General features: G+C 64.7%; 24 protein-coding genes. 7 read left to right on the forward strand and 17 right to left on the reverse strand.

What is annotated here, in order from left to right:
- Both ACSQ27_RS02655 and ACSQ27_RS02660 read right to left on the reverse strand, forming a co-directional pair.
- Positions 1-1077 carry an NAD(P)/FAD-dependent oxidoreductase gene (locus ACSQ27_RS02655; RefSeq protein WP_436153937.1) on the reverse strand — a complete coding sequence of 359 codons (1077 nt, stop codon included), beginning with the start codon at positions 1075-1077 and terminating at the stop codon, positions 1-3.
- Positions 1078-1518: 441 nt separating this feature from the next.
- Positions 1519-2472, reverse strand: coding sequence for a LysR family transcriptional regulator (locus ACSQ27_RS02660; protein WP_436153938.1), 954 nt, complete (start codon positions 2470-2472; stop codon positions 1519-1521).
- A 130-nt stretch (positions 2473-2602) separates the two neighbouring features.
- On the opposite strand from ACSQ27_RS02660, the gene ACSQ27_RS02665 reads away from it, so the two are divergent.
- From ACSQ27_RS02665 to ACSQ27_RS02690, 6 genes are all read left to right on the forward strand, one after another.
- Entirely contained in the window at positions 2603-3304 is a 702-nt protein-coding gene (locus tag ACSQ27_RS02665; protein WP_436153939.1) for a pirin family protein, read from the forward strand.
- A 134-nt stretch (positions 3305-3438) separates the two neighbouring features.
- Positions 3439-3834, forward strand: a complete 396-nt coding sequence (locus ACSQ27_RS02670; protein ID WP_436153940.1) for a DoxX family protein — start codon at positions 3439-3441, stop codon at positions 3832-3834.
- A 102-nt stretch (positions 3835-3936) separates the two neighbouring features.
- Positions 3937-4491: a flavodoxin family protein gene (locus ACSQ27_RS02675; protein ID WP_436153941.1), complete on the forward strand. Its 555-nt coding sequence runs from the start codon at positions 3937-3939 to the stop codon at positions 4489-4491.
- Between the two features lie 29 nt (positions 4492-4520).
- Positions 4521-4928, forward strand: coding sequence for an OsmC family protein (locus tag ACSQ27_RS02680; protein WP_436153942.1), 408 nt, complete (start codon positions 4521-4523; stop codon positions 4926-4928).
- Entirely contained in the window at positions 4925-5809 is an 885-nt protein-coding gene (locus tag ACSQ27_RS02685) for a pirin family protein (protein ID WP_436153943.1), read from the forward strand. The genes ACSQ27_RS02680 and ACSQ27_RS02685 overlap by 4 nt, the downstream gene beginning before the upstream one ends.
- A 35-nt stretch (positions 5810-5844) precedes the next feature.
- Positions 5845-6540 (forward strand): DUF599 domain-containing protein, encoded by a 696-nt coding sequence (locus ACSQ27_RS02690; RefSeq protein WP_436153944.1) that lies wholly within the window; start codon positions 5845-5847, stop codon positions 6538-6540.
- 16 nt (positions 6541-6556) lie between these two features.
- Here the strand turns inward: ACSQ27_RS02690 and ACSQ27_RS02695 are convergent, their stop codons facing one another.
- From ACSQ27_RS02695 to ACSQ27_RS02705, 3 genes are all read right to left on the reverse strand, one after another.
- A complete protein-coding gene (locus ACSQ27_RS02695; RefSeq protein ID WP_436153945.1) occupies positions 6557-7210 on the reverse strand; it encodes an alpha/beta fold hydrolase in 654 nt (217 codons plus the stop codon).
- Positions 7211-7247: 37 nt separating this feature from the next.
- On the reverse strand, positions 7248-8585 hold the full coding sequence (egtB, locus tag ACSQ27_RS02700) for an ergothioneine biosynthesis protein EgtB (protein WP_436153946.1): 1338 nt from the start codon (positions 8583-8585) through the stop codon (positions 7248-7250).
- 78 nt (positions 8586-8663) lie between these two features.
- Positions 8664-9470, reverse strand: coding sequence for a sulfurtransferase (locus tag ACSQ27_RS02705; protein WP_436153947.1), 807 nt, complete (start codon positions 9468-9470; stop codon positions 8664-8666).
- Positions 9471-9556: 86 nt separating this feature from the next.
- Here ACSQ27_RS02705 and dnaE point away from each other — a divergent pair, with 86 nt between their 5' ends.
- Positions 9557-13039: a DNA polymerase III subunit alpha gene (gene dnaE, locus ACSQ27_RS02710; RefSeq protein ID WP_436153948.1), complete on the forward strand. Its 3483-nt coding sequence runs from the start codon at positions 9557-9559 to the stop codon at positions 13037-13039.
- A 47-nt stretch (positions 13040-13086) separates the two neighbouring features.
- Here the strand turns inward: dnaE and tolA are convergent, their stop codons facing one another.
- The 12 genes from tolA to ACSQ27_RS02770 all read right to left on the reverse strand — a co-directional run bounded on the left by tolA (position 13087) and on the right by ACSQ27_RS02770 (position 25166).
- The gene (tolA, locus tag ACSQ27_RS02715) at positions 13087-14013 is read right to left on the reverse strand and encodes a cell envelope integrity protein TolA (protein WP_436153949.1); all 927 of its coding nucleotides are present in this window, start codon (positions 14011-14013) and stop codon (positions 13087-13089) included.
- A 16-nt stretch (positions 14014-14029) separates the two neighbouring features.
- Positions 14030-14470, reverse strand: a complete 441-nt coding sequence (locus ACSQ27_RS02720) for a biopolymer transporter ExbD (RefSeq protein WP_436153950.1) — start codon at positions 14468-14470, stop codon at positions 14030-14032.
- 17 nt (positions 14471-14487) lie between these two features.
- Positions 14488-15180 (reverse strand): protein TolQ, encoded by a 693-nt coding sequence (tolQ, locus tag ACSQ27_RS02725; protein ID WP_436153951.1) that lies wholly within the window; start codon positions 15178-15180, stop codon positions 14488-14490.
- Positions 15177-15626 (reverse strand): tol-pal system-associated acyl-CoA thioesterase, encoded by a 450-nt coding sequence (ybgC, locus tag ACSQ27_RS02730; RefSeq protein ID WP_436153952.1) that lies wholly within the window; start codon positions 15624-15626, stop codon positions 15177-15179. Before ybgC ends, tolQ begins: the two co-directional genes overlap by 4 nt.
- Positions 15623-16819, reverse strand: a complete 1197-nt coding sequence (locus tag ACSQ27_RS02735) for a pyridoxal phosphate-dependent aminotransferase (RefSeq protein WP_436155387.1) — start codon at positions 16817-16819, stop codon at positions 15623-15625. The genes ybgC and ACSQ27_RS02735 overlap by 4 nt, the downstream gene beginning before the upstream one ends.
- A gap of 10 nt (positions 16820-16829) precedes the next feature.
- Positions 16830-17360, reverse strand: a complete 531-nt coding sequence (gene nusB, locus ACSQ27_RS02740; protein ID WP_436153953.1) for a transcription antitermination factor NusB — start codon at positions 17358-17360, stop codon at positions 16830-16832.
- Positions 17361-17398: 38 nt separating this feature from the next.
- Positions 17399-17863 (reverse strand): 6,7-dimethyl-8-ribityllumazine synthase, encoded by a 465-nt coding sequence (gene ribH, locus ACSQ27_RS02745; protein WP_436153954.1) that lies wholly within the window; start codon positions 17861-17863, stop codon positions 17399-17401.
- Positions 17864-17914: 51 nt separating this feature from the next.
- Entirely contained in the window at positions 17915-19021 is a 1107-nt protein-coding gene (ribBA, locus tag ACSQ27_RS02750) for a bifunctional 3,4-dihydroxy-2-butanone-4-phosphate synthase/GTP cyclohydrolase II (protein ID WP_436153955.1), read from the reverse strand.
- Between the two features lie 3 nt (positions 19022-19024).
- Positions 19025-19675, reverse strand: a complete 651-nt coding sequence (locus tag ACSQ27_RS02755) for a riboflavin synthase (protein ID WP_436153956.1) — start codon at positions 19673-19675, stop codon at positions 19025-19027.
- 98 nt (positions 19676-19773) lie between these two features.
- Positions 19774-20898, reverse strand: a complete 1125-nt coding sequence (gene ribD / locus ACSQ27_RS02760) for a bifunctional diaminohydroxyphosphoribosylaminopyrimidine deaminase/5-amino-6-(5-phosphoribosylamino)uracil reductase RibD (protein WP_436153957.1) — start codon at positions 20896-20898, stop codon at positions 19774-19776.
- A gap of 41 nt (positions 20899-20939) precedes the next feature.
- Positions 20940-21425, reverse strand: coding sequence for a type IV pilin protein (locus ACSQ27_RS02765; protein ID WP_436153958.1), 486 nt, complete (start codon positions 21423-21425; stop codon positions 20940-20942).
- 42 nt (positions 21426-21467) lie between these two features.
- Positions 21468-25166 carry a pilus assembly protein gene (locus tag ACSQ27_RS02770; protein WP_436153959.1) on the reverse strand — a complete coding sequence of 1233 codons (3699 nt, stop codon included), beginning with the start codon at positions 25164-25166 and terminating at the stop codon, positions 21468-21470.
- Positions 25167-25187 lie beyond the last annotated feature (21 nt).

The following is a 25187-nucleotide window of genomic DNA, read 5'->3' on the forward strand; positions in this document are numbered from 1 at the left end:
TCAGGCCAGCTCGAGGGCCATTTCAAGGCCCGAGACGAAGCCGTCTTCCACGCGGTGGCCCAGGCACCAGTCGCCGCAGGCGCCTATGCCCGATTTGGCATCCCATGCATGGGTTTTGCCCAGGGGCTGCAGGGTCTGGGCATGGCGCCAGCGGTGCACCACCGCATGGGGCGGCGCCGCGCGTATGCCGGTGACTTCGGTGAAGGCTTTGAGCAGCTTGGCCTTGACACGTTCGGCGTCGTCTTCGAGGTGGCGCTGCGACCAGTCGGGGCTGGCCTGCACGGTCCAGCGCTCGATGGGGCTGCGCCCGGGCTTGGACGATTCGCGCGCCAGCCAGGCGATGCGGTGATGCGTGCTGCGCGCCGCGTTCCAGTGTGGGCCCAGGTGCGTCATCGTGGGCTGCATGGCTTGGGGGAAGGCCAGCATCAGGGTCCAGCAAGGCGCCACGCTGACCTTGGACAATTCGGACATCAGCGGCTTGCCCTGTTGCGAGCTCAGCAGCAGGGCATGCGCCTGCGGCGAGGGCAGGGCCAGCACCACGGCGTCAAAACCCGAGTGCACCAGGCTGCCGGCGCCCGGGCCTTCGGTCTGCAGCTGCCATTGCTCGGGGTGCAGTTTGTCGCGTTCCAGCCGTATCACTTCGGTTTCCAGTTGCAGGCGGCCGGCGGCCGCCAGGGGCTGCGCCCATTGGCGCACCAGTGCGTTCATGCCCGGCGTGGCGACCCAGTGCGCCTCTTTGGGCGGCAATGCTGAGGCCACGACACGGCCCAGTTCGTCGAGGATGCGAACGGTGTTGGCACTCCAGGGCCGCACCAGCCCGGACGCCGTGGCCAGGGCTTTCTCAAAACGCGGGTCACGCGCGGTGAAGTACTGCGTGCCGTGGTCGAAGCCGCCGAATTCGCTGTCGCGGGTGGCCATGCGGCCGCCGGTTTCGCGGCTTTTCTCGAACACCATGACCTCGTGCCCGGCCTGCACCAGCGTGCGCGCGCAGGCAATGCCGGCGATGCCGGCACCGATGACGGCAATGCGGCGCCGGGCCGCGGATTCAGGAAGGGGGAGGCTGGAATTTTTTTTCATGTCTGAAGTCTTTATGTTTCTTTGGATTGACGAATGAGGCGCCTTGCTGCTTTGGCATGCATTCACGGCCCCCTAGCCTTGGTCATTACAGCTCAACCATAAACGAAAACTAAGAACCTGTTCATGATTTAAACGGAGCCGCGCAAGCACCTTCTCGGGATGGGATGCAAGGCGCGGTGCGACGCCCATAGTTCACCTATGGGCTAGCGCCGCAACGCCGCAGACCGCCCGAGAAGGCGCTTGCCCTCCGGGTTGGGGTGAAATCGGGCGATTGAGCCACCCAGGCCCTTGCATGGGCATTAGCCCATGCGGCGTGCCCGGTCGGCCCACTCATCCCGATTGCACCCCAACGCGGCCCCGTTTAAATCATGAACAGGTTCTAAGCACACTCTACACGCAGGCGCGGTCCTCGCGCGGAGTTTGAGCGGCCACTACGGGTTTTCACAGGGACTGGTCTCTTTCCAGCAGCGCTTTTCGCGTGGCCGCGCTATCCAGCTGCTTGAGCCACCACTGCAGCGCACGCCCTTCCTTGCCGTCGGGTGCGCGCAGCCAGGCGTAACTCATGGGCACCTGGCGCGGGGCGCGCTGCATGCGTTTTTCCACCAGCCGGCCGGTGATGACGTGGGGACGCGCCAGGTATTCCGGCAGGAAGCCGCCGCCCAGCCCGCGCAGCTGCGCCTGCAGTTTTTCCTGCATGCCGGGCACGGTGAAGATGTCCTGGCCGCCCAGCAGCCCCACCGTGATGCCGCTGCCGCGCTGCACCGAATCGGCGACCGCCACGGCGCGGTGCGGCATCAGCATGGCGTCGGTCACGGGTTCCGGCGCCTGTGCCAGCGGATGGTGCGGCGCGACGGCATAAATGAAATGGATGCTGCCCAGCGTCTTGTGCTGCACGGCGGTGTTCACCGCCGGCTCGATGGCCACGCCTATGGCCAGGTCGGCCTGGCCTGAGGTCAGCGCCTCCAGCGTGCCCGACAGCGCTTCCTCGCGCAGGCGCAGGCGGGTCGGCGGGTTCAGCGCGAAAAAAGCCTCGCACAGCTCCATCACCGTGGTGCGCGAGATCACGCTGTCCACCGCCAGCGTGAGCTGCGGTTCCCAGCCCGTGGCCACGCGCTTGACGCGGTTGGCCACGGCGTCGAGTTCCGCCAGCAGGCGGTTGCCCTCGCGCAGCAACTCCTTGCCGGCTTCGGTCAGTTTTGCCTGGCGTGAAGAGCGGTCGAACAGCAGCACGTCCAGTGCGTCTTCCACCTGGCGGATGCGGTAGGTCAGGGCACTGGGGACCAGGCCCAGCTCACGCGCCGCCGCCGCCATGCTGCCGGCGCCGTGAATGGCGCCTATCAGTCCCAGGGTTTCCGGCGTCAGGGCGTCGCGCACCCGGTTGTTGATCGTTGCCATAAAAATGATTCAAATAATTTGAATGATGCCATCAAAGCGCGGCAATGGAAAGCAGGGCCCCCGCGCCTACATTGGAGTCATCGCAAACGAATCACAACGCATTTTCAACGCACCTCGAAAGGAGCACCCCATGATGACTTTAAGAACTTCCAGCGAACGCGGTTACGCCGACCACGGCTGGCTCAAATCCTTCCACTCCTTTTCGTTCGCCGGCTATTACGACCCGGCGCACATGGGCTTCGGCAACCTGCGCGTCATCAATGAGGACCGCATCGCGGCCGGCCGCGGCTTCGGCACCCACGGCCACCAGAACATGGAAATCATCAGCTATGTGCTGAGCGGTGAGCTTGCCCACAAGGACAGCATCGGCAATATCAAGGGCATCCCGCCGGGCGACGTGCAGCGCATGAGCGCCGGCACCGGCGTGCAGCACAGCGAGTTCAACCATGCGGACGGCCAGACCACGCACTTCCTGCAGATCTGGATTGAGCCCAACGTGACCGGCATTCCCCCGAGCTACGAGCAAAAGACCTTTGCCGATGCCGAAAAGCGCGGCGCCCTGCGCCTGGTGGCTTCACCCGACGGCGCCAAGGGGTCGGTGCTGATCCATGCCGATGCCCGGCTGTATGCCGGCCTGTTTGACGGCACGGAAAGCGCCACGCTGGCTTTGAGCGCGGCACGCAAGACCTATGTGCACCTGGTCCGCGGGCAGCTTGAAGTCAACGGCCAACTGCTGAAGGCGGGCGACGCCGCTGCGCTGCAATCGGAAGTCACGCTGCAACTGGCCCATGGCCGGGACGCCGAAGTGCTGGTGTTCGACCTGGCACCCTGAACCTGCAGGGCCCGAAACACCCTGTAACCCATCGCCCGGGGCAAGCGCTGAATGCGCGCAGGCACATGGCGCTTGCCCAGAGTGTTTTTTTCCTCCATCATTTCCCCCGTTTACCTCATCAACAAGGACTCACCATGCTCAATTCCCTGCAAAACCCTCTCTCCCTGGTTGGCCGCCTGCTGCTGGCCCTGCTGTTTGTGCCCGCCGGCTTCAGCAAGATCGCCGGATTTACCGGAACGGCCGGTTACATCGCCTCCAAAGGCGTGCCGCTGCCCGAAGTCGCCGCCGCCATCGCCATCGTGGTGGAACTCGGCCTGGGCCTGGTGCTGGCCGTGGGCTTCCAGACGCGCTGGGCCGCGCTGGCCATCGGCGTTTTCACAATCGTCATCACCTGCGTCTTCCATGCCTTCTGGGTCGACCCCACGCAACAGATGGCTTTCTTCAAGAACATGGCCATCGTCGGCGGCCTGTTCAGCATCGCGGCTTTCGGCGGCGGCGCCTGGAGCGTGGACGGCCAGCGCAAAGGCTGATCCGAAAAAACGAGGGCTGCGGCAAGGGTTTCACGCTTGGGCTGCAGCCCTTTTCCTTTTGTTTGCCGCGTTTCTCCATCCATTTCCCGTGAAAGACTCCGAATGCCCAAAGTTGTCGTGATTTACCACTCCGGCTACGGCCACACCCAGCGCATGGCGCAGTCGGTGGCCGAAGGCGCGGGCGCCGAACTGCTGGCCATAGACGCCGACGGCAACCTGCCCGAAGGCGGCTGGGAGACCCTCAATGCCGCCGACGCCATCATCATGGGCTCGCCGACCTACATGGGCAACGTCAGCTGGCAGTTCAAGAAGTTTGCCGATGCCTCGTCCAAGCCCTGGTACACCCAGGCCTGGAAGGACAAGCTGTTCGCCGGCTTCACCAACAGCGCCGCGATGAACGGCGACAAACTCTCCACGCTGAATTACCTGTTCACGCTGGCCATGCAGCATGGCGGCATCTGGGTCAGCCAGGGCATGCTGCCCAGCAACAGCAAGGCCGCGCAGCGCAACGATGCCAACTACCTGGGCTCTTACAGCGGCGCCGTCGCGCAGTCGCCGTCCGATGCCGGCGCCGGCGAGATGTCCGCCGGCGACCTGGAGACCGCCCGCAGCTTCGGCGCGCGTGTCGCCGCCGTTGCGTCCAGGCTTTCCGCGTAATCCGATTTTCCCTTGCCCACAGGAACCCCATGACGATTGAACTCCAGCGAGACCTCAGCGCGGTGATGGCCCAGCAACTGCAGATCCGCAACCATAGCCTCACCACCGACGTCGGCGAGGCCGAAGGCGGCGCCGACACCGGCCCCAGCCCGCACGACCTCTACGATGCGGCGCTGGGCGCCTGCAAAGCCCTGACCGTGATGTGGTACGCCCGTAAAAAAGGCATCCCGGTCGAGGACATCCACACGCACATTGAGCGCGATGATTCACAGGAGCGCAGCGGTGTGTACAAACTCGTGGCCAGGCTGCAAGTCAAGGGTGATTTGACCGACGCCCAGCTGCAGGAGCTGCACGCCGTGGCGCAGAAGTGCCCCGTGCACAAACTCATGACCACCGTCACGACCGAAATCACCACCGACCTGGAGCGCCTGCCATGAGCACCGCCTTAAAACTGACCGGCCACCACAAAGACCTGGGCGGCGGCTTTATGGTGCGCCGCCTGTTGCCCGCCGCGCAGCAGCAGTCGGTCGGCCCCTTTATCTTTTTCGACCATTTCGGCCCGGTGACCGAGCAGCCCGGCACCAACCATGACGTGCGGCCGCACCCGCACATCGGCCTGGCGACTGTGACTTACCTGTTCGAGGGCGCCATGATGCACCGCGACAGCCTGGGCTCGGCCCAGCGCATAGAGCCCGGCGCCATCAACTGGATGACCGCCGGCCGCGGCATCGTGCATTCCGAGCGCGCGCCCGAAGACCTGCGCGGCACCGCCTATGTGAACCACGGCCTGCAGCTGTGGGCAGCTTTGCCCAAGGAGTTTGAGGAAACAGCGCCCGTGTTTTCCCACACGCCGGCGGAAACGATTCCTTCCACCACGGTGGATGGTGCCCGGGTGCGCATCCTGGTCGGCGAGGCTTTCGGGGAAACCTCGCCCGTCAAAACTTTTTCCAAAACGCTGTACCTCGACGTGGCCCTGGCCGCCGGCACGCCTTTCACGCTGCCACCGCTGGCTGAGCAGATGGCGCTGTATTCGGTGGACGGCGACCTGCTGGTCGACGGCGAGCCGCTGGCCATGCACACCCTGGCGACACTCACGCCCGGCGCGGCCGTGCAGCTCAGCGCGGCTGCGGCGACGCGCCTGGTGGTGATAGGTGGCGACGCGCTCGATGCGCACCGATTCATGTGGTGGAACTTTGTCTCCAGCCGCAAGGAGCGCATCGTGCAGGCCGGCGAGGACTGGGAAGCGCAGGCCATGGGGCAGGTGCCCGGCGAGACCGAATTCATTCCGCTGCCCGAGCGCAAATTCACGGCGGGCTGAGGCGCGAGTCCTGGCGGCTCACTTAAGATCGACCGATGCAAATCTTTACCCTGCTTCCGTGGACCGACTGGCTGGCGATGGCCTGGTTTTTCCTGGGCTGGATGGGTTATGCCTGGTTCGCCCGGCATTACGGCGTGAAACGCTCATCGCTGCTGGGCACCACCAACCGCTACCGGCATTACTGGCTGCTGCAGGCCACCGCGCGTGATCCGCGCGTGATCGACGGCATCATCACGCAAAACCTGTCGAGCACGCCGGCTTTTTTCTCCTCGACCACCATCATCATCATCGGCGGCCTGTTCGCGCTGCTGGGCACCACCGACAAAGCCGCCGAACTGGTGCGCGAGATTCCGTTCGCGGTGCGCACCTCGGTATTGATCTTCGACCTCAAGGTGCTGCTGATGGTGGCGGTGTTTGTTTACGCCTTCTTCCGCTTCAGCTGGTCCATGCGCCAGTACACCTTTGTGGCCCTGCTGATCGGCTCCATGCCGTCGCCGCAGGAGTTCGAGGTCGGCAAGTTCGACCGCGAGGCCTTCGCCACGCGCAGCAGCCGCATGGTGGGGCTGGCGGCGGAAACCTTTAACGACGGGCTCAGGGCCTACTACTTCAGCTTCGGCATCATGGCCTGGTTTTTTTCGACCTTCGCGTTTGTGCTGGCCACGGCGGTGGTGGTGCTGATCCTCTACAACCGCGAGTTCAACTCCGACGTGCTGGGCGTGCTGCGCGACTAGGGGCCTGTTCCGGTCCCTACACGTACTTCAGAAGAATCCCCGCAAGAGCGTCGGGTGCCAGCCGCGGGACATCGTGTGCGCAGTCCAGGCGATGTGTGGCCCATTCAGGGTCCAGCCGCAGGCGTTCGTACAACTCAAGGAATGGGCTTCCCTCCCAGCCAAACGCCGCGACAAAGGCTTTGCCGCGGACCTTGCGCCAATCGCCGGTCAAGCTGATCGCCTGCAGGAAGGTGGCCATGGGATGGGGGCGGCAGCGCCTGTCGAGATGGGCCGCCGGTGCGCAAGCCAGACCATCGGCGGCCGCGCCGGCGATGAAGCGCTCCCGATAGGTCGGGGTGGTGAGCGACCAGACCGATGCACCGTTGTCCGGCACATAGGCGTCGACGTAAACAATGGCCTTGACGTGCGACGGTGCCCTGTCCGCCGCGCCGGTGATGACCATTCCGCCATACGAATGACCGACAAGAACGGCAGGCGTATCGTGCCCGCGAAGCGCTTGCACCACTTCGTTGATGTGATATTCGAGATTGGCGCCAATCGCGGGCTCGTCACCCAGGCCCGAGAGCGTGAGCGCCTGAACTTCGTGGCCTTCATTTACCAGCGCCTGGCTGACGGCGTCGAATGCCCAGCCTCCGTGCCAGCCACCCGGTACCAGGACAAATCTTGCCATCGCTGGAGATCGCGCTCGCGTTCAGTGCCGGCAGGCTCTAGCCGAGCGCCAGGTCGCGCGCCAGGCGCAGGCCGCTGAACTGCCAGCGCGCATCGGGCGGGAAGAAGTTGCGGTAGCTCGCGCGTATATGGCTTTGCGGCGTGGCGCAGGAGCCGCCGCGCAGCACAAACTGGTTGCACATGAACTTGCCGTTGTACTCGCCCACCAGGCCTTCCCAGGGCTTGTAGCCGGGATAGGGGTTGTAGTTGGACTGCGTCCACTCCCACACGTCGCCAAACATCTGCGCGGGCAGGCCGCGGCTGCCTTCCTGCAGCGGCAGCGGGTGGAAGGCCGAGGTCTCCACAAAGTTGCCTTGCGGGGCAGGGCCGGCGGGGAGGCCGCGCGCGGCGAGTTCCCATTCAAACTCGGTCGGCAGGCGCGCGCCGGCCCAGCGCGCAAAGGCGTCGGCTTCAAAATAGCTGAGATGGCAGGCCGGTGTGTTCGGGTCGACGTCTATCAAGCCTTGCAGCGTGAAGTGCTGGTAGCTGCCTTCATCGCCTTGCCAGTAGAAGGGCAGGCTGACTTTGTTTTCGGTGACCCAGTCCCAGCCCATGGACAGCCACAGCTCGGGGCGCTGGTAGCCCTTGTCGGCGATGAAGGCCATGATTTCGCCGTTGGTCACCGGCCGGCTGGCCAGCTCGAAGGCCGCGACATACACCTTGTGGCGCGGCGTTTCATTGTCGAAAGCGAATTCGCCGTCGCGTGCCATGTCATAACCATGCTCCACCAGTCCGGCCTCATGGCGCAGCCAGTCCACCGGCTGCGGGTGTATGCCGGCCAGCGGCCAGCGGCTCGCATAGGCCGGGCGCGCGGGGTTGAAAGACAGCGCATGCTTGATGTCGGTCAGCAGCAGTTCCTGGTGCTGCTGTTCGTGGTGCAGGCCCAGGGTCACCAGTTCGGTAAGTTCGCGCCGCTGTGCGCCGTCGGCACCGGCTTCCACGGCGGCAATCACCGCCAGCATGCGCTGGTTGACCTGCGCGCGGTAGGCCAGCACCTCGTCCAGCGAAGGCCGGCTGATCAGGCCGCGCTTGGGCCTGGGGTATTTGTCACCCACACCGTTGTAATAGCTGTTGAACAGCACACGGAAGCCCGGATCAAAGGGCGTGAAGCCGGGCTCAAAGCGTTCGAGGATAAAGGTCTCGAAGAACCAGGTCAGGTGGGCCAAATGCCATTTGGCGGGGCTGGCGTCGGGCATGGACTGCAACTGGCAGTCTTCCGGGCTCAGGGGCTGGACCAGCACCTCGGTTTGCTGGCGCACGGCGCTGAAGCGCCTGCCAAGCGAGGAAGGCAGTGCCTGGGCGGCCTGGTGGCGCGCGGGGGAAGTGTCTGTGGGCATGGTGGCTACCGTTAAAAAGGGGACGGCGGGCGAACGTGGGATGCGGACGATTCAAAAGCTTCGCACGGGGCTTTGGGCTCAGCTGTCAGACAAAAGCCCGAAATTTTCGGGCCTGCGAGCGGCAGGGGACGGGTGCAAGGGCTTGGCGGGCGGGTTGACCTGGGGTTTGAGCTCCGGGTCCACGGCACGGCGCTCGTCAAAGACAAAACATTCACCCTCAAAATGCGCGCGGCCGCTGTCCTCGAAGTATTTGAGGATGCCGCCGTCGAGCTGCCAGACGTTTTCGACCCCGGCTTCGCGCATCAGGATGGCGGCTTTCTCGCAGCGTATGCCGCCGGTGCAAAAGCTCACCACGGTCTTCCCGGCCAGGTCCTCTTTGTGCGCCAGCAGGGCTTCGGGAAACTCGGTGAACTTGCGGATGCGCCAGTCGATGGCGTTGCGGAAGGTGCCGACGTCGGCCTCGAAGTCATTGCGGGTGTCCAGCGTCACGACAAGGCGGCCGTCGTCGTCATGGCCCGCGTCGAGCCAGCGCTTGAGCGTGGCGGCGTCCACCGCCGGTGCGCGGCCCGCGGCGGGCTGCACGGCCGGGTGGTTCATGCGGATGATTTCCGGCTTGACCTTGACCAGCAGCTTGCGAAAGGGCTGGGCACCCGACCAGCTTTCCTTGGCCTGCAGGTCGGCAAAACGCACATCCTGTTTCAACCATGCCAAAAAATCATGAATATCGCCCGCCGGACCAGCCAGGAAGAGGTTGATGCCTTCCTCGGCCAGCAGCACCGTGCCCTTGATGGCATGGCCCTGCAGCCGTTCGGCCAGGCTGGCCTGCAGCGCCGCAGGCTGGGCCAGCGCGACGAATTTGTAGGCTGCAATGTTCAGGATTTGCATGGTGCGTTTGATTGTAGGCAGGCATGCAAGCCCTTGCACCGGGCTGGAGCCCCTCAGCGGACAGCCTCGGCCCTAAAATGGCCTTCATGTTTGTCCATTTGCGCCTCCACACCGAATTTTCCGTCGTCGACGGCACCAACCGTATCGATGAAATCGTGGCCGCAGCGGCCGCCGACCGGCAACCGGCGCTGGCCATCACCGACCTGAGCAACCTGTTCGGCACCGTCAAGTTCTACAAGGAAGGGCGCAGCGCGGGGGTCAAACCCCTGATTGGCGCCGACATCTGGGTACAGGTGCCGGGCAAAGACGCCGCCACGCCGGCCGCGCGCCTGTTGCTGCTGGTGCAAAGCCGCCAGGGTTACCTCAACCTGTCGGAGATCCTCACGCGGGCCTGGACCAAAAACGTGGTGCGCGACCAGGCGGTGGTCAAGCTCGAATGGCTGCAGGAACTCAATGAAGGCCTGATCGCGCTGTCGGGCGCGCAGGGCGGCTCCGTGGGCCAGGCCCTGCTGCAGGGCGACAGCGCCCGCGCCGTGGAATGCGCGCTGTATTTCGCGGGCCTGTTCCCCCACCGTTTTTACCTGGAACTGCAGCGCGCCCAGCGTCCTGACGACGAGCGCCACGTGGCGGCGGCCGTGCAGCTCGCGGCGCGGCTCAAGCTGCCGGTGGTGGCCACGCATCCGGTGCAGTTCCTGACCTACGAAGACTACGAGGCGCATGAGGCGCGCGTCTGTATCTCGGAGGGCGAGATCCTGGGCAACACGCGGCGCGTGCGCAAGTTCACGCGTGAGCAATACTTCAAGTCGGCCGAGCAGATGCAGGCGCTGTTCGCCGACGTGCCCACGGCCCTGGCCAACACGCTGGAGATCGCCAAGCGCTGCAACCTCACGCTGGAACTGGGCAAGCCCATGCTGCCCGATTACCCGACGCCTGAAGTCGACGGCGTGCGCATGCCCATCGACGCCTACTTCCGCCATGCTTCCTTTGAAGGCCTGGAAGAGCGCCTGGCCCACCTGTACCGCGACGCGGCGCTGCGCGACCAGAAGCGGCCCGAATACGTCAAGCGGCTGGAGTTCGAGATCAACACCATCCTCAAGATGGGCTTTCCCGGCTACTTCCTGATCGTCGGCGACTTCATCAACTGGGCCAAGAACAACGGCTGCCCGGTCGGGCCGGGCCGGGGCTCGGGTGCGGGCTCGCTGGTGGCCTATTCGCTGAAGATCACCGACCTGGACCCACTGCAGTACAACTTGCTGTTCGAGCGTTTCCTGAATCCGGAGCGGGTGTCCATGCCCGACTTCGACATCGACTTCTGCCAGAGCAACCGCGACCGCGTGATCGACTACGTGAAGGACAAATACGGCAAGGAGGCCGTCAGCCAGATCGTGACCTTCGGCACCATGGCGGCGCGTGCCGCCATTCGCGACGTGGGCCGCGTGCTGGACTTTCCCTACGGGTTTTGCGACGGCATCTCCAAGCTGATTCCCAACAAGCCGGGCCAGCACATCACGATTGAACAGGCGAAGGAGCAGGAGCCCGTCCTGGCCGAACGCGAGCGCAAGGAAGAGGACGTGCACACGCTGCTGGAACTCGCGCAAAAGCTCGAAGGCCTGACCCGCAACGTCGGCATGCACGCCGGGGGCGTGCTGATCGCGCCCAGCAAGCTGACTGATTTCTGCCCGCTGTATGCCCAGCCCGGCAGCGATTCCGCCGTGAGCCAGTTCGACAAGGACGACGTGGAGGCCATTGGCCTGGTCAAGTTCGACTTCTTGGGCCTGGCCACGCTGACCATCCTGGAGATCGCCCGGGAGTTCATCATTGCGCGCCACCCGGCGCAAAAAGACTTCAAGTTCGAAGACCTGCCGCTCAACGACCGCAAGGTCTATGAGCTCTTCGGCCGGGGGCAGACCGAAGCTGTGTTCCAGTTTGAAAGTATCGGCATGCAGCGCATGCTGAAAGACGCCAAGCCGGACCGCCTGGAAGACCTGATCGCGATGAACGCCTTGTATCGCCCGGGACCGATGGAACTGATCCCGACCTACATCGCGCGCAAGCAGGGCAAGGAAGTGCCCGAATACCCGGACCCGCGCGTCAAGGCCATCCTCGAAGAGACCTACGGCATCATGGTCTACCAGGAGCAGGTGATGCAGACCGCGCAGATTCTGGGCGGCTATTCGCTGGGCGGCGCCGACTTGCTGCGCCGCGCCATGGGCAAGAAGAAAAAAGAGGAGATGGACGCCCAGCGCGAAATCTTCCGCAAGGGCGCGGGCGAGGGCGGCCTCAGCGAAGAGAAAGCCGACGAGGTCTTCGACCTGATGGAAAAGTTCGCGGGCTACGGTTTCAACAAGTCGCACTCCGCCGCCTATGCGCTGCTGGCCTACCACACGGCCTGGCTCAAGGTGCACTACACCGCCGAATTCTTCGCCGCCAACATGACGGTGGAAATGGACGACACCGACAAGCTCAAGATCCTGTTCGGCGACGCGCAGAAGATGGGCATCCAGTTCGAGTCGCCCGACATCAACCGCGGCGAATACCGCTTCGAGCCCATCAGCGCGACTTCGGTGCGCTACGGCCTGGGCGCCATCAAGGGAACCGGCCAGCAGGCGATTGCCGCGATCGTCGCGGCGCGCAAGGAAGGCGGCCCCTTCACCTCGATTTACGATTTTTGCGTGCGCGTGGATCGCAGCCGGCTCAACAAGCGCACGGTGGAGGCCCTGATCAAGGGCGGCGCCTTCGACAACCTGCAGCTCAACCGCGCCTCGTTGCTGGCGTCGGTGGACCGGGCCTTTGAATTCGCCGCGGCGACCGAAGCCAACGCCAACCAGGGCGGGCTGTTCGACATGTCCGACTCGCACGCCGCCAGCACGCAGGAGCCGCCCCTGGTCGAGGCCATGCCTTTCGGCGTGAAGGCCCGGCTGGTGCAGGAAAAAACCGCCATCGGTTTTTACCTCTCGGGCCATTTGTTCGACGAGGTGGAGACCGAGGTCCGCCAGTTCGCCAAGCGCAAGATCGAGGACCTGATCGATTCGCGCGAGCCGCAGTTGCTGGCGGCGATTTTGAGCGACCTGCGCATCATCAATGGCAACCGCGGCAAGCTGATCATCTTCAAGCTTGACGACAAGACCGACGTGCTTGAGGCCTCGGTGGACGAGGCGACCTTCAATACCAACCGCAACCTGCTCAAGGACGACGAGCTGGTGATCGTGCAGGGCACGCTGCAGGGCGCGTCGGAGCGCTTCGGCCGCCGCTTCAAGGTCACCCAGGTGTGGGACCTCGAAACCGCGCGCTGCAAGTTCGGCAAGTACCTGCGTGTCGCCGTCAACGGCAGCGCGCCCGACATCTCACGGCTGGTGCGGGATTTCCCGCCGCGCCGCGAAATGTCGGACCAGGGCGAAATCAGCCGCGGCCTGCCGGTGCGCCTGAGCCTCAGGCGGCAAAACACTGAGGGCGGCGCGACGGCAGAACTGCACCTGGGCGAGGCGGCGAAATTCTTCCCGACCGATGCGGCGCTGGCCAGCTGGATGGCGCAGGCGGACAGGGGGCTGGTGCAGATCGTCTACGAATAAGCCGGACGCCCATTCACTTGGGCATGGGCAAGACTTGACGGCCGGCGCTAGTTGCGCGGCCGCATTTCCAGAATCAAGGTGGTGTCGGGTATCCGGCCGTCGACGTCCCGCGGCATGACGCGGGTGCGGATGATGGCGTTAATGGCCGCATCATCCCAGGCCTTGTTGCCGCTCGATTGAACCAGCCGCTGGCTGATGACGGTGCCATCCAGCGTCAGGCGCACCTCCACCTTCGCCATCGGATTGCCGGTGAAATCTTCGGTGAACACCACGTTGGGCTTGATGGCCGCCCTGACGATGGCGCCGTAAGTCGTGGAACCACCGCTGGATTTCTGCGCCGTGCCCTTGGATTCCGCATCGCCGGTGGCGCCGGCCATGCCGGTGATGCGGCGCAGGTTTTCCTGGCGCAGTTTTTCCGCAGCGGCCTGCGCGGCCTTTTGCTGCGCGGCGTCCTTGCTGTCCTTTTGGGCTTCCAGTTTCTTCGCGTCTTCCGCCGCCTTGCGTTTGGCCAGGTCTTCCTTGGCCTTCTTCTCGGCGGCTTTCTCGGCGGCTTTTTGTTTTTCCGCGTCCTTGTCTTTTTTGGCCTGGAGTTCAGCCTTCTGCTTTTCTTTCAGGCGCTCGGCTTCCGCTTCCTTCTGTTCCTGCACCAGCTTGCGTTTTTTTTCCTGCTCCAGCGCGATGTCCACTTTGGGGGCGGGCGGCGGCGGGGGTGTCCTGACTTCCGGCGTGGGTGGCGGCGGGGGAGGGGGCGGCGGTGTGGGCACTTCGACCGGTTTGGGCGCGGCCTGTTGTGCCGGCATGTTGGTCCACAGCTCGGCCTGGAAGGCGACGTCCGGGTTGCTGCGTTTCCAGTTGACGCCCCAGGTCAGGGCAGCGATCAGCAGGGCGTGCGCGAGCAGCGCCAGCGCAAACGCGCGGCCCGACCCGCCATCACGGGGCGGGAGAAAGTCGAGGCGGTCTGCGGCGCTGGGCATGGCGGGTTGCGGGAGGCTACTTGTTGCCGGTCTGCACCGACAGGCCCACGCGCGACACACCGGCTTTTTGCAGGTTGTCCATGACCTGGACCACGGTTTCGTACTTGATGGATTTGTCGGCGCTGATGACCACGGGCACGGCCTGCGCACCCTCGGCCTTCACGCCCGGCTCCAGCTTCGCGATGTCGGCCGCGACATTGCGCACATTGCTGGGTACGCTGTCGGTCTTGATCTTGATCTGCACGGTTTCGTCTTTGCTGATCATGATCTGCACCGGGTTCTGCGGCTGGCTGGGCGCCCGGCCGACCTTGGGCAGCGCGATCATGCTGGGCGTGATCAGCGGCGCCGTCACCATGAAGATGATGAGCAGCACCAGCATGACGTCGATGAAAGGCACCATGTTGATCTCGCTGATGGTGCGCCGGTTGCGGCCGCGGCGGGAATTGACTGCTGGCATGGCGGTCTCCTTCTGGCTTAGTGGCCGGAGGGTGATTGGGCGCCCAGGTTGCGCTGCAGGATGTTGGAGAACTCCTCGATGAAGGTTTCCAGCCGGTTCGCGACGCGGTCTATGTCGTGCGAGAAGCGGTTGTAGGCGACGACGGCCGGGATGGCCGCGAACAGGCCGATGGCGGTGGCGACCAGCGCCTCGGCGATGCCGGGCGCCACCGTGGCCAGCGTGACCTGCTCCAGGGCCGCCAGGCCGGTGAAGGCGTGCATGATGCCCCAGACGGTGCCGAACAGGCCGACGTAAGGCGATACCGAACCGACGGTGGCCAGGAAGGACAGGTTGGCCTCGATGGCGTCGAGTTCGCGCTGGTAGCTGGCGCGCATGGCGCGGCGCGCGCCGTCCAGCAGGGTGCCGGGGTCGGTGATGTGGCGCTCGCGCAGCTTCTGGTATTCACGCATGCCGCTGGCGAAAATCCGCTCCATGGGGCCGGAGTGTTTGGCGTTTTGCGCGGCACCGGAAAACAGGTCGTTCAGGCTGGTGCCCGACCAGAACTCGCGGTCGAACTCGTCGTTGAGTTTCTGCACTTTTTTCAGCGCGACGATCTTGCGGAAGATCGCGGCCCAGCTGGCGATGGACACACCGACCAGCAGCGCCACCACGGCCTGCACGACCCAGCTGGCATTGAGGATGAGGCTGACGATGGACAAGTCTTGGTTCATGTTGTGGCCGTATCGTGTTTTAAGCTGTCAAGAATGGATGCCGGAATGCGCCGTGGCTGCAGGCTGGCGGCATCGACCCAACCAATGCGTATGCTGCCCTCGCAAAGTAAAGGCGCCGGTTGTGCCGGTGTCTGCTCTGTTTTTAATAGCACCTGCTGGCTGATTATCATGGACGCGCGGCCGGCTTCGACCAGGCTTGCCGTAACAATCAGTTCATCGTCCAGACGGGCGGAACGATGGTAACGGATGCTGGTTTCGGCCACCACGAAGATGCCGCCGGTGGTTTCCCGCAGGCGCTGCTGTTCAATACCGAGTGATCTGAGCCATTCGGTGCGCGAACGTTCAAAAAATTTCAGATAGTTCGCGTAAAAAACAATGCCGCCCGCGTCGGTGTCTTCCCAGTACACCCTTAGGGGCCAACTGAAAACCCGCGCGGCCGCGTTCATGCCAGCACCGCCTTGAGCCGGGCCACGGCCTCGTGCAGCTGCGCCATGGAGTTGGCGGTGGAAAAGCGCACGAATTGCTCAGGCGCAGCGTGGCCGAAATCGCGGCCCGGCGTGACGGCCAGGTGGGCGCGTTTCATGAGATCGAAGGCGAAGTCCCAGCTGCCGCTGACGCCCAGGCGCGCGGCGGCTTGCGTGCAGTCGGCATAGGCGTAAAACGCGCCGTCGGGCATCACCGGCACCGTGAGGCCCAGGCGGTTCAGTTCGGGGATGAAGTAGTCGCGGCGCGCCTTGAATTCGGCGCGGCGGCGCTCGTATTCCTGCAGGCTTTCTGGCTCGAAGCAGGCCAGGGCCGCATGCTGGGCCACCGTGCTGGGGCAGATGAACAGGTTTTGCGCGATGCGCTCGATCACGGGCGCCAGCGCCTCGGGCACCACCAGCCAGCCCAGGCGCCAGCCGGTCATGTTGAAGTATTTGCTGAAGCTGTTGATGCTGATCACGCTCTGGCCCAACTCGCCGGGCATGGCCAGGGCCGAGTGGCCGAAATGCTCTTCGTAGCTCAGGCCCAGGTAAATCTCGTCGATGAGCGTGATGCCGCCGCGGCCGTGCACAAACTCGTGGATGCGCTGCAGCTCTTCGGGCGCGATCGAGGTGCCGGTCGGGTTGGAGGGCGAGGCCAGCAGCACGCCGCGTGTCTGCGGCTGCCAGGCGGCTTCGACTTTTTCGCGGGTCAGCTGGAAGCGCTCGGCCGCGGTGGTCGGCACCAGCACTGCATTGCCTTCGGCGGCGCTGACGAAATGCCGGTTGCAGGGATAGCTGGGGTCGGGCATCAGGATTTCATCGCCGGCCTCGATGAGCGCCAGGCAGGCCAGCTGCAGGGCGGCCGAAGCACCTGCCGTGACGATGATGCGGCCGGGCGCTACGTCGGCGCCGAAGCGCGAGGCGTACCAGGCACTGATGCGCTCGCGCAGCGCGGGCAGGCCGGTGGCCTGGGTGTACTGCGTGTTGCCCTGCGAGATCGCGCGGGCCGCGGCCTCCTGCACCAGGGGCGGCGCGGTGAAGTCCGGCTCACCGATGTTCAGGAAGATCATGGGCCGGTCGCTGTGGGCGAACTCCTGCGCCAGCGCCGAGGCCGCCTTGGCGACCTCCATGACATAAAACGGCTCGATGCGTTGAGCCCGCCGGGCGATTTTCACGTCAGGCCTTTCACTCACGCGGGGATTGTTTGGCTTTGTCGGCGGCGACTTCCGCGCCGCGCAAATTGGGCGCCATCTTGTTGAGCACGCCATTGACGTATTTGTGGCCGTCGGTGCCGCCGAAGGCCTTGGCGAGTTCGATGCACTCGTTGATGACGACGCGCCAGGGCACGTCCAGGCAGTGGGTGAACTCGTAGGCGCCTATCCAGAGCACCGCGTGCTCGATCGGCGAGATCTCGGCCATGGGCCGGTCCAGCAGGGGGGTGATGCCGGCGTCCAGCGATTTGGCATCCGCGATGCAGCCGTGCAGCAGGGCGTCGTAGTGGGCCGAATCGGCTTTGTGAAAGCCCACCAGGTCGCGGGTGAAGGCGTCGATGGAATCGGCCTCGTTGCGACCGACCAGGTGCTGGTAAAGGGCCTGCAGGGCGAATTCACGCGCGCGTGTGCGCGCCGATTTGTCGGCTGCTTTTTTGACGCCGGTGTCGGTCAGGCCGGTGCGGGTCTGCGGCGGGCGTTTGGGTTTGATGATGGGATCAGCCATGAAAAATGCCAGTCAGGGTTAAAGGTGGGAGCAGGCGCTCAGGCAATTTCATTGATCAGGTTGGCCATTTCGACGGCGACGCGGGCGGCATCGCGGCCTTTTTCGACCTGCCGGGCCTGGGCCTGGGCAAGGTTTTCGGTGGTCAGGATGGCGTTGGCGATGGGCAGCTGGTAGTCCAGCGCCAGGCGCGTGACGGCGGAGCCGCTTTCGTTGGCCACCAGCTCGAAGTGGTAGGTTTCGCCGCGGATGATGCAGCCCAGCGCGATCAGCGCGTCGTACTTGTCGCTTTCGGCCAGCGCCTGCAGCGCGCAGGGTACCTCGAGCGCGCCGGGCACCAGGACGTGCTTGATGTTGTCTTCGTGCACACCCAGGGCTGCGAGCTCGTGCTTGCAGGCCTCGGCCAGGGCGTTGGTAATGCTTTCATTGAAGCGCGCCTGCACGATGCCGATGGAAAGTTTTCTGCCGTCCAGCTTGTCGGCCGTCCCTTTTTCTGCTCCAAACACGGTGATTCCCTTTTGATTGATGTATGAATTTCAGGCGAGGTGACGCAAACGTCAGTCCCGGGTGATGTAGCCGACGATCTCCAGGCCGTAGCCCGTCATGCTGGGCATGCGGCGCGGGTTGCCCATGAGGTTCATGCGGTGCACGCCGCATTCACGCAGGATCTGCGCGCCCACGCCGTAGGTGCGCAGGTCCATGCGGCCGCGTTCGGGCGCCTGGCTGGCGCGTGCCGTGCCTTCAAACTGGGCCAGCAGCTGCGCGGCGCTTTCGCCGCAGTTGAGCAGCACGGCCACGCCCCGGCCTTCATCGGCGATGTGTTTGAGGCTCTGGTCCAGGCTCCAGGAGTGCATGGGGCGGCCGGTTTCCAGCACGTCCAGCACCGACAGCGGCTCGTGCACGCGCGCGGCCACGACGTCGTCGGCGGACCATTCGCCCTTGACCAGGGCCAGGTGCAGGCCCTGGCTGGGTTTGTCGCGGAAAGCGTGGGCGGTGAATTCGCCGAAGGCGGTCTGCAGCGTGCGGCAGCCGATTTTTTCAACCAGGGAGTCGTTGCGGCTGCGGTGCTCGATCAGGTCGGCGATGGTGCCTATCTTGAGGCCGTGTTCGGCCGCGAACAGCAGCAGGTCGGGCAGGCGGGCCATGGTGCCATCGTCCTTCATGATCTCGCAGATCACGGCGGCCGGCGAGCAGCCGGCCATGCCGGCCAGGTCGCAGCCGGCTTCGGTATGGCCGGCGCGCATCAGCACGCCGCCGTCCACCGCCTGCAGCGGGAAGATGTGGCCGGGCTGCACCAGGTCGCTGACCTTGGCATTTTTGGCGACGGCGGCCTGCACGGTGCGAGCGCGGTCGGCCGCGGAGATGCCGGTGGTCACGCCCTCGGCGGCCTCTATGGAAACGGTGAAGGCCGTGGAGTGTTTGGTGCCGTTGCGGGTCGCCATGGGCGTCAGCTGCAGCAGTTCGCAGCGATCCCGGGTCAGGGTCAGGCAGATCAGGCCGCGGCCGAAGCGGGCCATGAAGTTGATGGCCTCGGGCGTGACGTGGTCGGCCGCGAGCACCAGATCGCCTTCGTTTTCGCGGTCTTCCTCGTCGATCAGGATGACCATGCGGCCGGCGCGCATGTCGGCGACGATGTCTTCAACAGGGGAAATGGCAGTGCTCATGGTTCAGGGCTTTTTTGAAATATTGTTGTGGGTGTCGCCCAGCATGCGCTCGACGTAGCGCGCGATCAGGTCGATTTCGAGGTTGACGCGGGAGCCGGCGGCCAGCTGGCCCAGGGCGGTGTTCTGCACGGTGTGGGGGATCAGGTTGATGCTGAGCTCAGTACCCCCCTCATCGCCCGCCAGGTCCGCGACCCGGTTGACCGTCAGGCTCACGCCGTTGACGGTGATGGAACCCTTGTAGGCCAGGTATTTGCCGAGTTCGCGCGGGGCCAGTATGCGCAGCTCCCAGCTTTCACCGACCTCGGCGAAGTGTGTGACGCGGCCTATGCCGTCAACGTGGCCCGAGACGATGTGGCCGCCCAGGCGGTCATGGGCGCGCAGGGCTTTTTCGAGGTTGATGGGGCCGGTTTCAGCCAGGCCGGTGGTTTTGGCCAGGGATTCGGCGGAAATGTCGATGGTGAAGCGGTTTTGGGGGAGGTCCAGCGAGGTGGCCGTCATGCAGGCGCCGTTGAGGGCGATGCTGTCGCCCAGGCCCACGTCGTCAAGGTAACCCGCAGGCGCCTCGATGGTGAGGCGCTTGCCGTGGTCTGAAGAGCTGCCCAGGCTTTGGATGGCGACGATGCGCCCCAAGCCGGTAATGATTCCGGTAAACATGCGCTATTTTCGCAGGGAATCCGGCCTGGGCGTGGGGAAAGGCCACTATTGCCCTGTAAATGCGGCCCAGGCCGGGCCCGGCCTGCGTGAAAACCTGTCTAGAACTGGTCCCGGCCCACGCCGCGGGCCAGCACGCGCAGGTCGGGCCCTACCCTCTCGGCGGACTGGAATTGCAGGGCCACCGCGTCGGAGAGCTGCTCCAGGGGCCCGAAGGACGCCATGCCCAGGCCGGCGCCGAGCAGCTTGGGCGCGAGGTAAACCAGGAACTCGTCGACCAGCCCTTCGCGGACCAGGGAGCCATTGAGCTTGCTGCCGGCTTCGACGTGCAGTTCGTTGATCTCGCGCAGCGCCAGGTCTTTCATCATGGCCGTCAGGTCCACCTTGCCGCGGGCACCCGGCAGGCAGGTGACCGTGGCACCCCGGGCCGCCAGGGCGGCCTCCTGGGGGGCGCCCTGGACGGCGGTGTAAATCCACACCGGGCCGCCGGCCTCGAAAATCTTCGCGTCCACCGGCGTTTGCAACAAGCTGTCGACGATCACGCGAAAAGGCTGCCGGGGCGTTTCCACTAGCCTGACGTCCAGCCTGGGGTTGTCCTGGAGCACGGTGCCTATGCCCGTCAGCACGGCGCCGGCCCGGGCTCGCCAGGCATGGCCGTCGGCCCTTGCCTCGGGCGAGGTGATCCATTGGCTCTGGCCGTTGCCCAGGGCGGTGGCGCCGTCCAGCGAGGCGGCGATCTTCATGCGCACCCAGGGGGTCTTGCGGACCATGCGGCTGAAGAAGCCGATGTTGAGTTCTTTGGCCTGCGCGGCGCCGGCGCCCACGTCGACGGTGATGCCGGCCGCGCGCAGGCGCTCAAAGCCCTGGCCGGAAACTTTGGGATTGGGGTCCGCCATGGAGGCGACGACTTTGCGGATGCCCGCGGCAATCAGGGCGTCACAGCAAGGGCCTGTGCGCCCATGGTGGGAGCAAGGCTCCAGCGTCACGTAGGCGGTGGCGCCTTCGGTGGAATGGCCCCGGGCAGCCGCATCCCGCAGGGCCATGATTTCCGCGTGAGGGCCGCCGGCCTGCTGCGTGTGGCCAAGGCCCACGGTTTGCCCGGCGGCGGAGACCAGGACACAGCCAATGCGCGGATTGGGCGATGCGCTGAGGGGCGCATTGGCCGCGGCCTGCAGGGCGGCCTGGATGAATTCGAGGGTGGAGGCTGTATCGATGGGCTGCTGCATGGTTCCCCGCTGCGGCCGCATCAGGGACGGGGCCTATTGTTTTAACGCCAGCATTCCGCGATCAATGCGCTGGTCGCGCCTGCGGCGGTGATGCCTTTGACACCCGCCTGCGTCAGGGTGAAGCCGCCGCATTTGTCATTGGCCATGTTGGCCGTGGCCACAGGACGCATGATAAGCGTGAACGTGCTCGCGGTGGCGCTGCTGGGATTGGCGCCGGTGTTGGAAATCTCATAGAGCTGGGTGCCGTCGGCGGGCGCCCTCATGAAGGCGGGCGGCATGGTGGCCCAGATGGTCTGGGCGCCCGTGCGGTCCGCATCGTAGCGGTCGTTGGCCGCGTAGAAGCGCTGCATGTACTGGGCGGCCTGCGAGAGCGCCGACCGCGCAGCGGCACGGTTGCCGCGCGCGATATAGCTCTGGTAGGAGGGCAGGGCGATGGCGGCCAGCAGGCCGACAATCGCCACCACGATCATCAGCTCAATCAGCGTAAAGCCCGCCGAGCCGCTGTTTTTTTTCAGTTTGGACATCATGAGTGATTCTCTTGGTAAAAGCAGCGATTTTCAAGCTCAGTTTCAGTTGGCGCGCGGAAACAGCTGGCGCCACGAACGGTTCAGGACCGCGCCAGGGCAGGCGCCGGGGTGGGCTGCCCGGTAGGCGGCGCTGCTGCAGTTGGCCGTCGTGCATTCGCTTTCATGGGCCGCAGCGTATGCCGCGTCGGCGCAGCTGCCGCATTCTTCCACATGGTTCGCCGCGTAAAGCGGGTTGGTGCAGTCCTGGGGCGGAGGCGGGTTGCCGGTGCGAACCTTGATGTGGCCGCTGGAGTTCTGCACGTCCTTCACCCCGGTGTCTTCACCGGTGGAGTTGAGAATGGTCAGCACCACGTCCGTACCGTCGGCAAGCGAGGTATAGGCGCAGACATTGGAGTCGCTGGCGTCAATGTTCCCGTCGGCATTGGTGTCCAGTGTGCCACCGGTACGGCAAGCACCGGTCAGGGGGTTGATGTAGAAGCTCAAGGCATTGCTCGAGGAGGCCAGGCAGCTCGACGAACTGGCCTGCGGAGCGACCGTGTCGATCTTGACGATATCTCCCTGGATCTGCAGCGGGTAGATATCGCGCTGGCCCGGGAACACGTCGAGGGTCAGTTTCCAGCCGCGCTTTGTCGCCCAGTTCAGGCTGGTGACCGAGGTGTTGGCGAAGCTCACCGTGTAGAAACCCGTGACGCCGCCGCCGTTGATGGTGTTGCCCGTGGTCGGGTCTATGCCGACCGTGACGGCCGTGGCCTTGAGGCCTTCCAGCTGCGCCTCGGAAATCGTATCGGCGCCCGTCGAGCCGAAAGGCTTTCTGTCCCACAGGCCGTAGGCGGCCTGGACGGGCGTCGTGACGGCGGGGTCGCCGGCTTCAAACAGCTTGCCGGTCGCCACGGACACCAGGTAGCTCGGCAGGTAACTGGCCTGGTCGGTGCGTTCCAGCACGGCCGGTTGGGCGGTAATGGGCAAGGGCGTGGCGCCGTTCAGCGCGGTGAACAGCGCGACACCGCCGTTACCCAGGCCCCAGGAGGCGATCGTGGCACCGCTCAGGTCGAATTTCCAAAGCCGGCCTTTCAGGTCGCCGGCGTAGGCGCCGATGATCTGCTGTTTGTCGTTGTGAACCAGGCGCACGCCGCCCAGCCCGTTGGCCAGCGTGGTGTCGGTCGTGATTTCCTTGAGCAGCTTGCCGGTGCCGGTTTCGACGATGAAGAGGCTGGCTCTCCCGGTTTTGCTGTCGTAGCCGTTGCCGAAGATGGTCACCCAGTTACCGTTGACCGTGATGCCGCTTTGGGGCGTGCTGAGGACGTGGCCCAATTCCGCGAACGAAGTCGTGGAGTTGCCCGACAGGACGGGGAATGCCGGGTCCGGATTGATTTCCCACAAAACCGCCTTGCCGTTCATGACCAGGGGGTCGGTGGCGTTCAACGCGAAGACGGACTTGGCGCCGGCACCGGTAGTGCCCACGACCACATTGCGCCATCCCGTCGATGAGCCTCCGCCGGTCAGGTTGGGGGTTGTCAAATAGGCGTCGACTTCGGTCAGCGGGCCGTCCACCGAGTAGGTGTGGGCATAGGTATAGCCGCTGTCGGTCAGGGCTTCGAGTTTTCCGAGCACGGACCGCGGGACGTAGGCAAAGAGTTCGCGGCCGCCGACGGCGGCGCCGTTGCCTTCGCCGAAGGCGTGCAGCATGCCGTCATTGGCGCCCACAAACAGCACCCCCTCGGTGCGGGCCGCCTTGCTGGCCATGTAGGCAGCATAGGTGGTCAGGCCCGGGGTGGAAACCGGGAGCTTCTCATACTGGGGGTTGGTGTTGTTCTTGATAAAAGAGGGCGTTGAATTGACGATGTCGCCCAGGATTGCCGGGCGCTTTCTCATACCGGCGCCTTCCTTGGTCCGCACGCCGCGCAGGTAATCCACCATGTCGGAGGTCACCGCATTGCTCATCTGCATATTGGTGTTGGTGCCCCGGAGGCTGTTGGCCGCCGTGGTGATGTTGGCGTAGGTGAAGGCTAGGCCCTGCTTGGCCGCGTCAGTCCATACGACGATGTTTCGGGACGCCGGCGCGGGCAGCGTGGTGACACCCGTCGGCTGGCCGTTGCCGTCGGTGGCGATGACCTGCCATGCAACGCCGGCGCTGTCGCCGTTGGCGGTCAGGTTGACCATCTGCACGTTGCCCCACCAGGTTCCGCTGGTGTAGTAGGGCACAAATTTCTTGGTGCCCGCGGTCAGGGTCACGGCGGATGCCGCGACACCGGCTTGCGAGAACTGCTGGCTCGCGATACTGCCGATGACGTTGCCCAGGTCGGTCGCGAACTGGGCCGCATCGGTCACCGTGAGGAAGTCGCCGCCGCCGTTGTGCGCCGCATGGCGCATGTCGTCAATCGTCGTGACGGTATTGAGCGTGGGCGGGGTCCAGGCCAGGTTGCCGAGCTTGGCGCTGGCCACTTCCGCGTTGGTCATCTTGCCCGGGGCGCCGAAGCTGACCATATAGCTGGTCATGTTCTGCCAGAACGGGGGGGCGGAGGGGTCGCCCGTGCCGTTGTCGTTCGCGAGGTCGCTGCGCAGGTCGGTGACCCAGTACTTCAGGGCGATGTCGGCCAGCGTGTCGGCGGTGCCGCTCGAGCCGTTGGTCTTGTCCGATTTGCCCCTGTTGCGGATGTCGGTTTTGTCGCCTGGCTTGTACTGGTAGGTTTTGGTGGAGTCCAGGGCATGCGTATATTTAACGCCCAAGGTGCTGTCGACGTCGCCTACGCTGGCGGGAGCGCCGTCGGTGTAAAAACCGTCGGTGATCAGCATGGCATAGGAACGGCGGCAGGACAGGTGGCTGGCGGCTGTTTCACCGGAGGGAGGCGCCCAGGGCTTGGATCCCCAGGGGCCGCTGTTGGCGTTGTTCTGGTAGTACTTCCCGGCCCTGTCGAGCGCGCCGCGCAACGGCGTGCCGCCATTGGGTGCGCGCCCGTCAAGCCAGCTGTAAAACGCGGTTTTGGCCACGCCGAAATCCGTCATGGTGTTGGGCGTGCCGTTGATGTCGCCATAGGCCAGGCGGAAGTTGTCGGCCTGGCTTACGAACGCCGCGGACAGCCCGGTTTTTGCCGACTTGATGCGGTCTATGTGGAAAGCGCGCCAGTTCGCGATGTTCTGGCGCTCTTCGTTGAAAGTACAGGTGGCGGCGGCGCAGTCCGTGCGGGTGCCGCCATGGGCTCCAAACGGGTTGGTACTGCCGTTGCCGGAGGTATTGGAACCGTTGAATTGGAACCTGTTGTTTCTAACTCTGTAGGTGTCGTAGTTCCCGGTATTCGAGAGGTCGGCGGACGAAGTGAAGGTCGCAGGATTGACGCCTGTTTTCGGCAAGAACATCGTCACCACCGAACTATCATCAACGGTCGCGTTGCCCTGTAGAACGCCCCCGACGTAACCCGGTGCGTAGACCTTCTTCGGGTTATAGAACAGCAGGTTGTTGACGGGCGAACTTTGGCGGGGATCGCCGCTGCCAATGCAATCCACATGGAAGCCCGGGATGCTGGTGGAGTTGGGCGACTCACTGAGCAACGCGTCGCTGACATGCTTGGCATAGACGCATTCCCAGTCCATGGAACCCGAGGTATCCAGCACCAGCGCGATATTCGGCCTGACGTTCACGGTTTTGGAGAGCAGCGGTTCCTGCGCGACGACCGCGAATGCGCTGTCCGCCGCGATCAACGCGGCCGCGTATAACGCAATGCCGCGCAAAGAGGAAAATTTCATGGCCAGGCCTTTCATGCTCGG

This window comes from Polaromonas sp. LjRoot131 (assembly GCF_964252805.1).
In the GTDB taxonomy this organism is placed as follows: domain Bacteria; phylum Pseudomonadota; class Gammaproteobacteria; order Burkholderiales; family Burkholderiaceae_C; genus Polaromonas.

What these genes read in the sequence shown, in the direction of transcription:
- ACSQ27_RS02655 (WP_436153937.1), bottom strand. Translation starts at nt 1,077, where the DNA reads ATGAAAAAAAATTCCAGCCTCCCCCTTCCTGAATCCGCGGCCCGGCGC.
- ACSQ27_RS02660 (WP_436153938.1), bottom strand. Translation starts at nt 2,472, where the DNA reads ATGGCAACGATCAACAACCGGGTGCGCGACGCCCTGACGCCGGAAACC.
- ACSQ27_RS02665 (WP_436153939.1), top strand. Translation starts at nt 2,603, where the DNA reads ATGATGACTTTAAGAACTTCCAGCGAACGCGGTTACGCCGACCACGGC.
- ACSQ27_RS02670 (WP_436153940.1), top strand. Translation starts at nt 3,439, where the DNA reads ATGCTCAATTCCCTGCAAAACCCTCTCTCCCTGGTTGGCCGCCTGCTG.
- ACSQ27_RS02675 (WP_436153941.1), top strand. Translation starts at nt 3,937, where the DNA reads ATGCCCAAAGTTGTCGTGATTTACCACTCCGGCTACGGCCACACCCAG.
- ACSQ27_RS02680 (WP_436153942.1), top strand. Translation starts at nt 4,521, where the DNA reads ATGACGATTGAACTCCAGCGAGACCTCAGCGCGGTGATGGCCCAGCAA.
- ACSQ27_RS02685 (WP_436153943.1), top strand. Translation starts at nt 4,925, where the DNA reads ATGAGCACCGCCTTAAAACTGACCGGCCACCACAAAGACCTGGGCGGC.
- ACSQ27_RS02690 (WP_436153944.1), top strand. Translation starts at nt 5,845, where the DNA reads ATGCAAATCTTTACCCTGCTTCCGTGGACCGACTGGCTGGCGATGGCC.
- ACSQ27_RS02695 (WP_436153945.1), bottom strand. Translation starts at nt 7,210, where the DNA reads ATGGCAAGATTTGTCCTGGTACCGGGTGGCTGGCACGGAGGCTGGGCA.
- egtB (WP_436153946.1), bottom strand. Translation starts at nt 8,585, where the DNA reads ATGCCCACAGACACTTCCCCCGCGCGCCACCAGGCCGCCCAGGCACTG.
- ACSQ27_RS02705 (WP_436153947.1), bottom strand. Translation starts at nt 9,470, where the DNA reads ATGCAAATCCTGAACATTGCAGCCTACAAATTCGTCGCGCTGGCCCAG.
- dnaE (WP_436153948.1), top strand. Translation starts at nt 9,557, where the DNA reads ATGTTTGTCCATTTGCGCCTCCACACCGAATTTTCCGTCGTCGACGGC.
- tolA (WP_436153949.1), bottom strand. Translation starts at nt 14,013, where the DNA reads ATGCCCAGCGCCGCAGACCGCCTCGACTTTCTCCCGCCCCGTGATGGC.
- ACSQ27_RS02720 (WP_436153950.1), bottom strand. Translation starts at nt 14,470, where the DNA reads ATGCCAGCAGTCAATTCCCGCCGCGGCCGCAACCGGCGCACCATCAGC.
- tolQ (WP_436153951.1), bottom strand. Translation starts at nt 15,180, where the DNA reads ATGAACCAAGACTTGTCCATCGTCAGCCTCATCCTCAATGCCAGCTGG.
- ybgC (WP_436153952.1), bottom strand. Translation starts at nt 15,626, where the DNA reads ATGAACGCGGCCGCGCGGGTTTTCAGTTGGCCCCTAAGGGTGTACTGG.
- nusB (WP_436153953.1), bottom strand. Translation starts at nt 17,360, where the DNA reads ATGGCTGATCCCATCATCAAACCCAAACGCCCGCCGCAGACCCGCACC.
- ribBA (WP_436153955.1), bottom strand. Translation starts at nt 19,021, where the DNA reads ATGAGCACTGCCATTTCCCCTGTTGAAGACATCGTCGCCGACATGCGC.
- ACSQ27_RS02755 (WP_436153956.1), bottom strand. Translation starts at nt 19,675, where the DNA reads ATGTTTACCGGAATCATTACCGGCTTGGGGCGCATCGTCGCCATCCAA.
- ribD (WP_436153957.1), bottom strand. Translation starts at nt 20,898, where the DNA reads ATGCAGCAGCCCATCGATACAGCCTCCACCCTCGAATTCATCCAGGCC.
- ACSQ27_RS02765 (WP_436153958.1), bottom strand. Translation starts at nt 21,425, where the DNA reads ATGATGTCCAAACTGAAAAAAAACAGCGGCTCGGCGGGCTTTACGCTG.
- ACSQ27_RS02770 (WP_436153959.1), bottom strand. Translation starts at nt 25,166, where the DNA reads ATGAAATTTTCCTCTTTGCGCGGCATTGCGTTATACGCGGCCGCGTTG.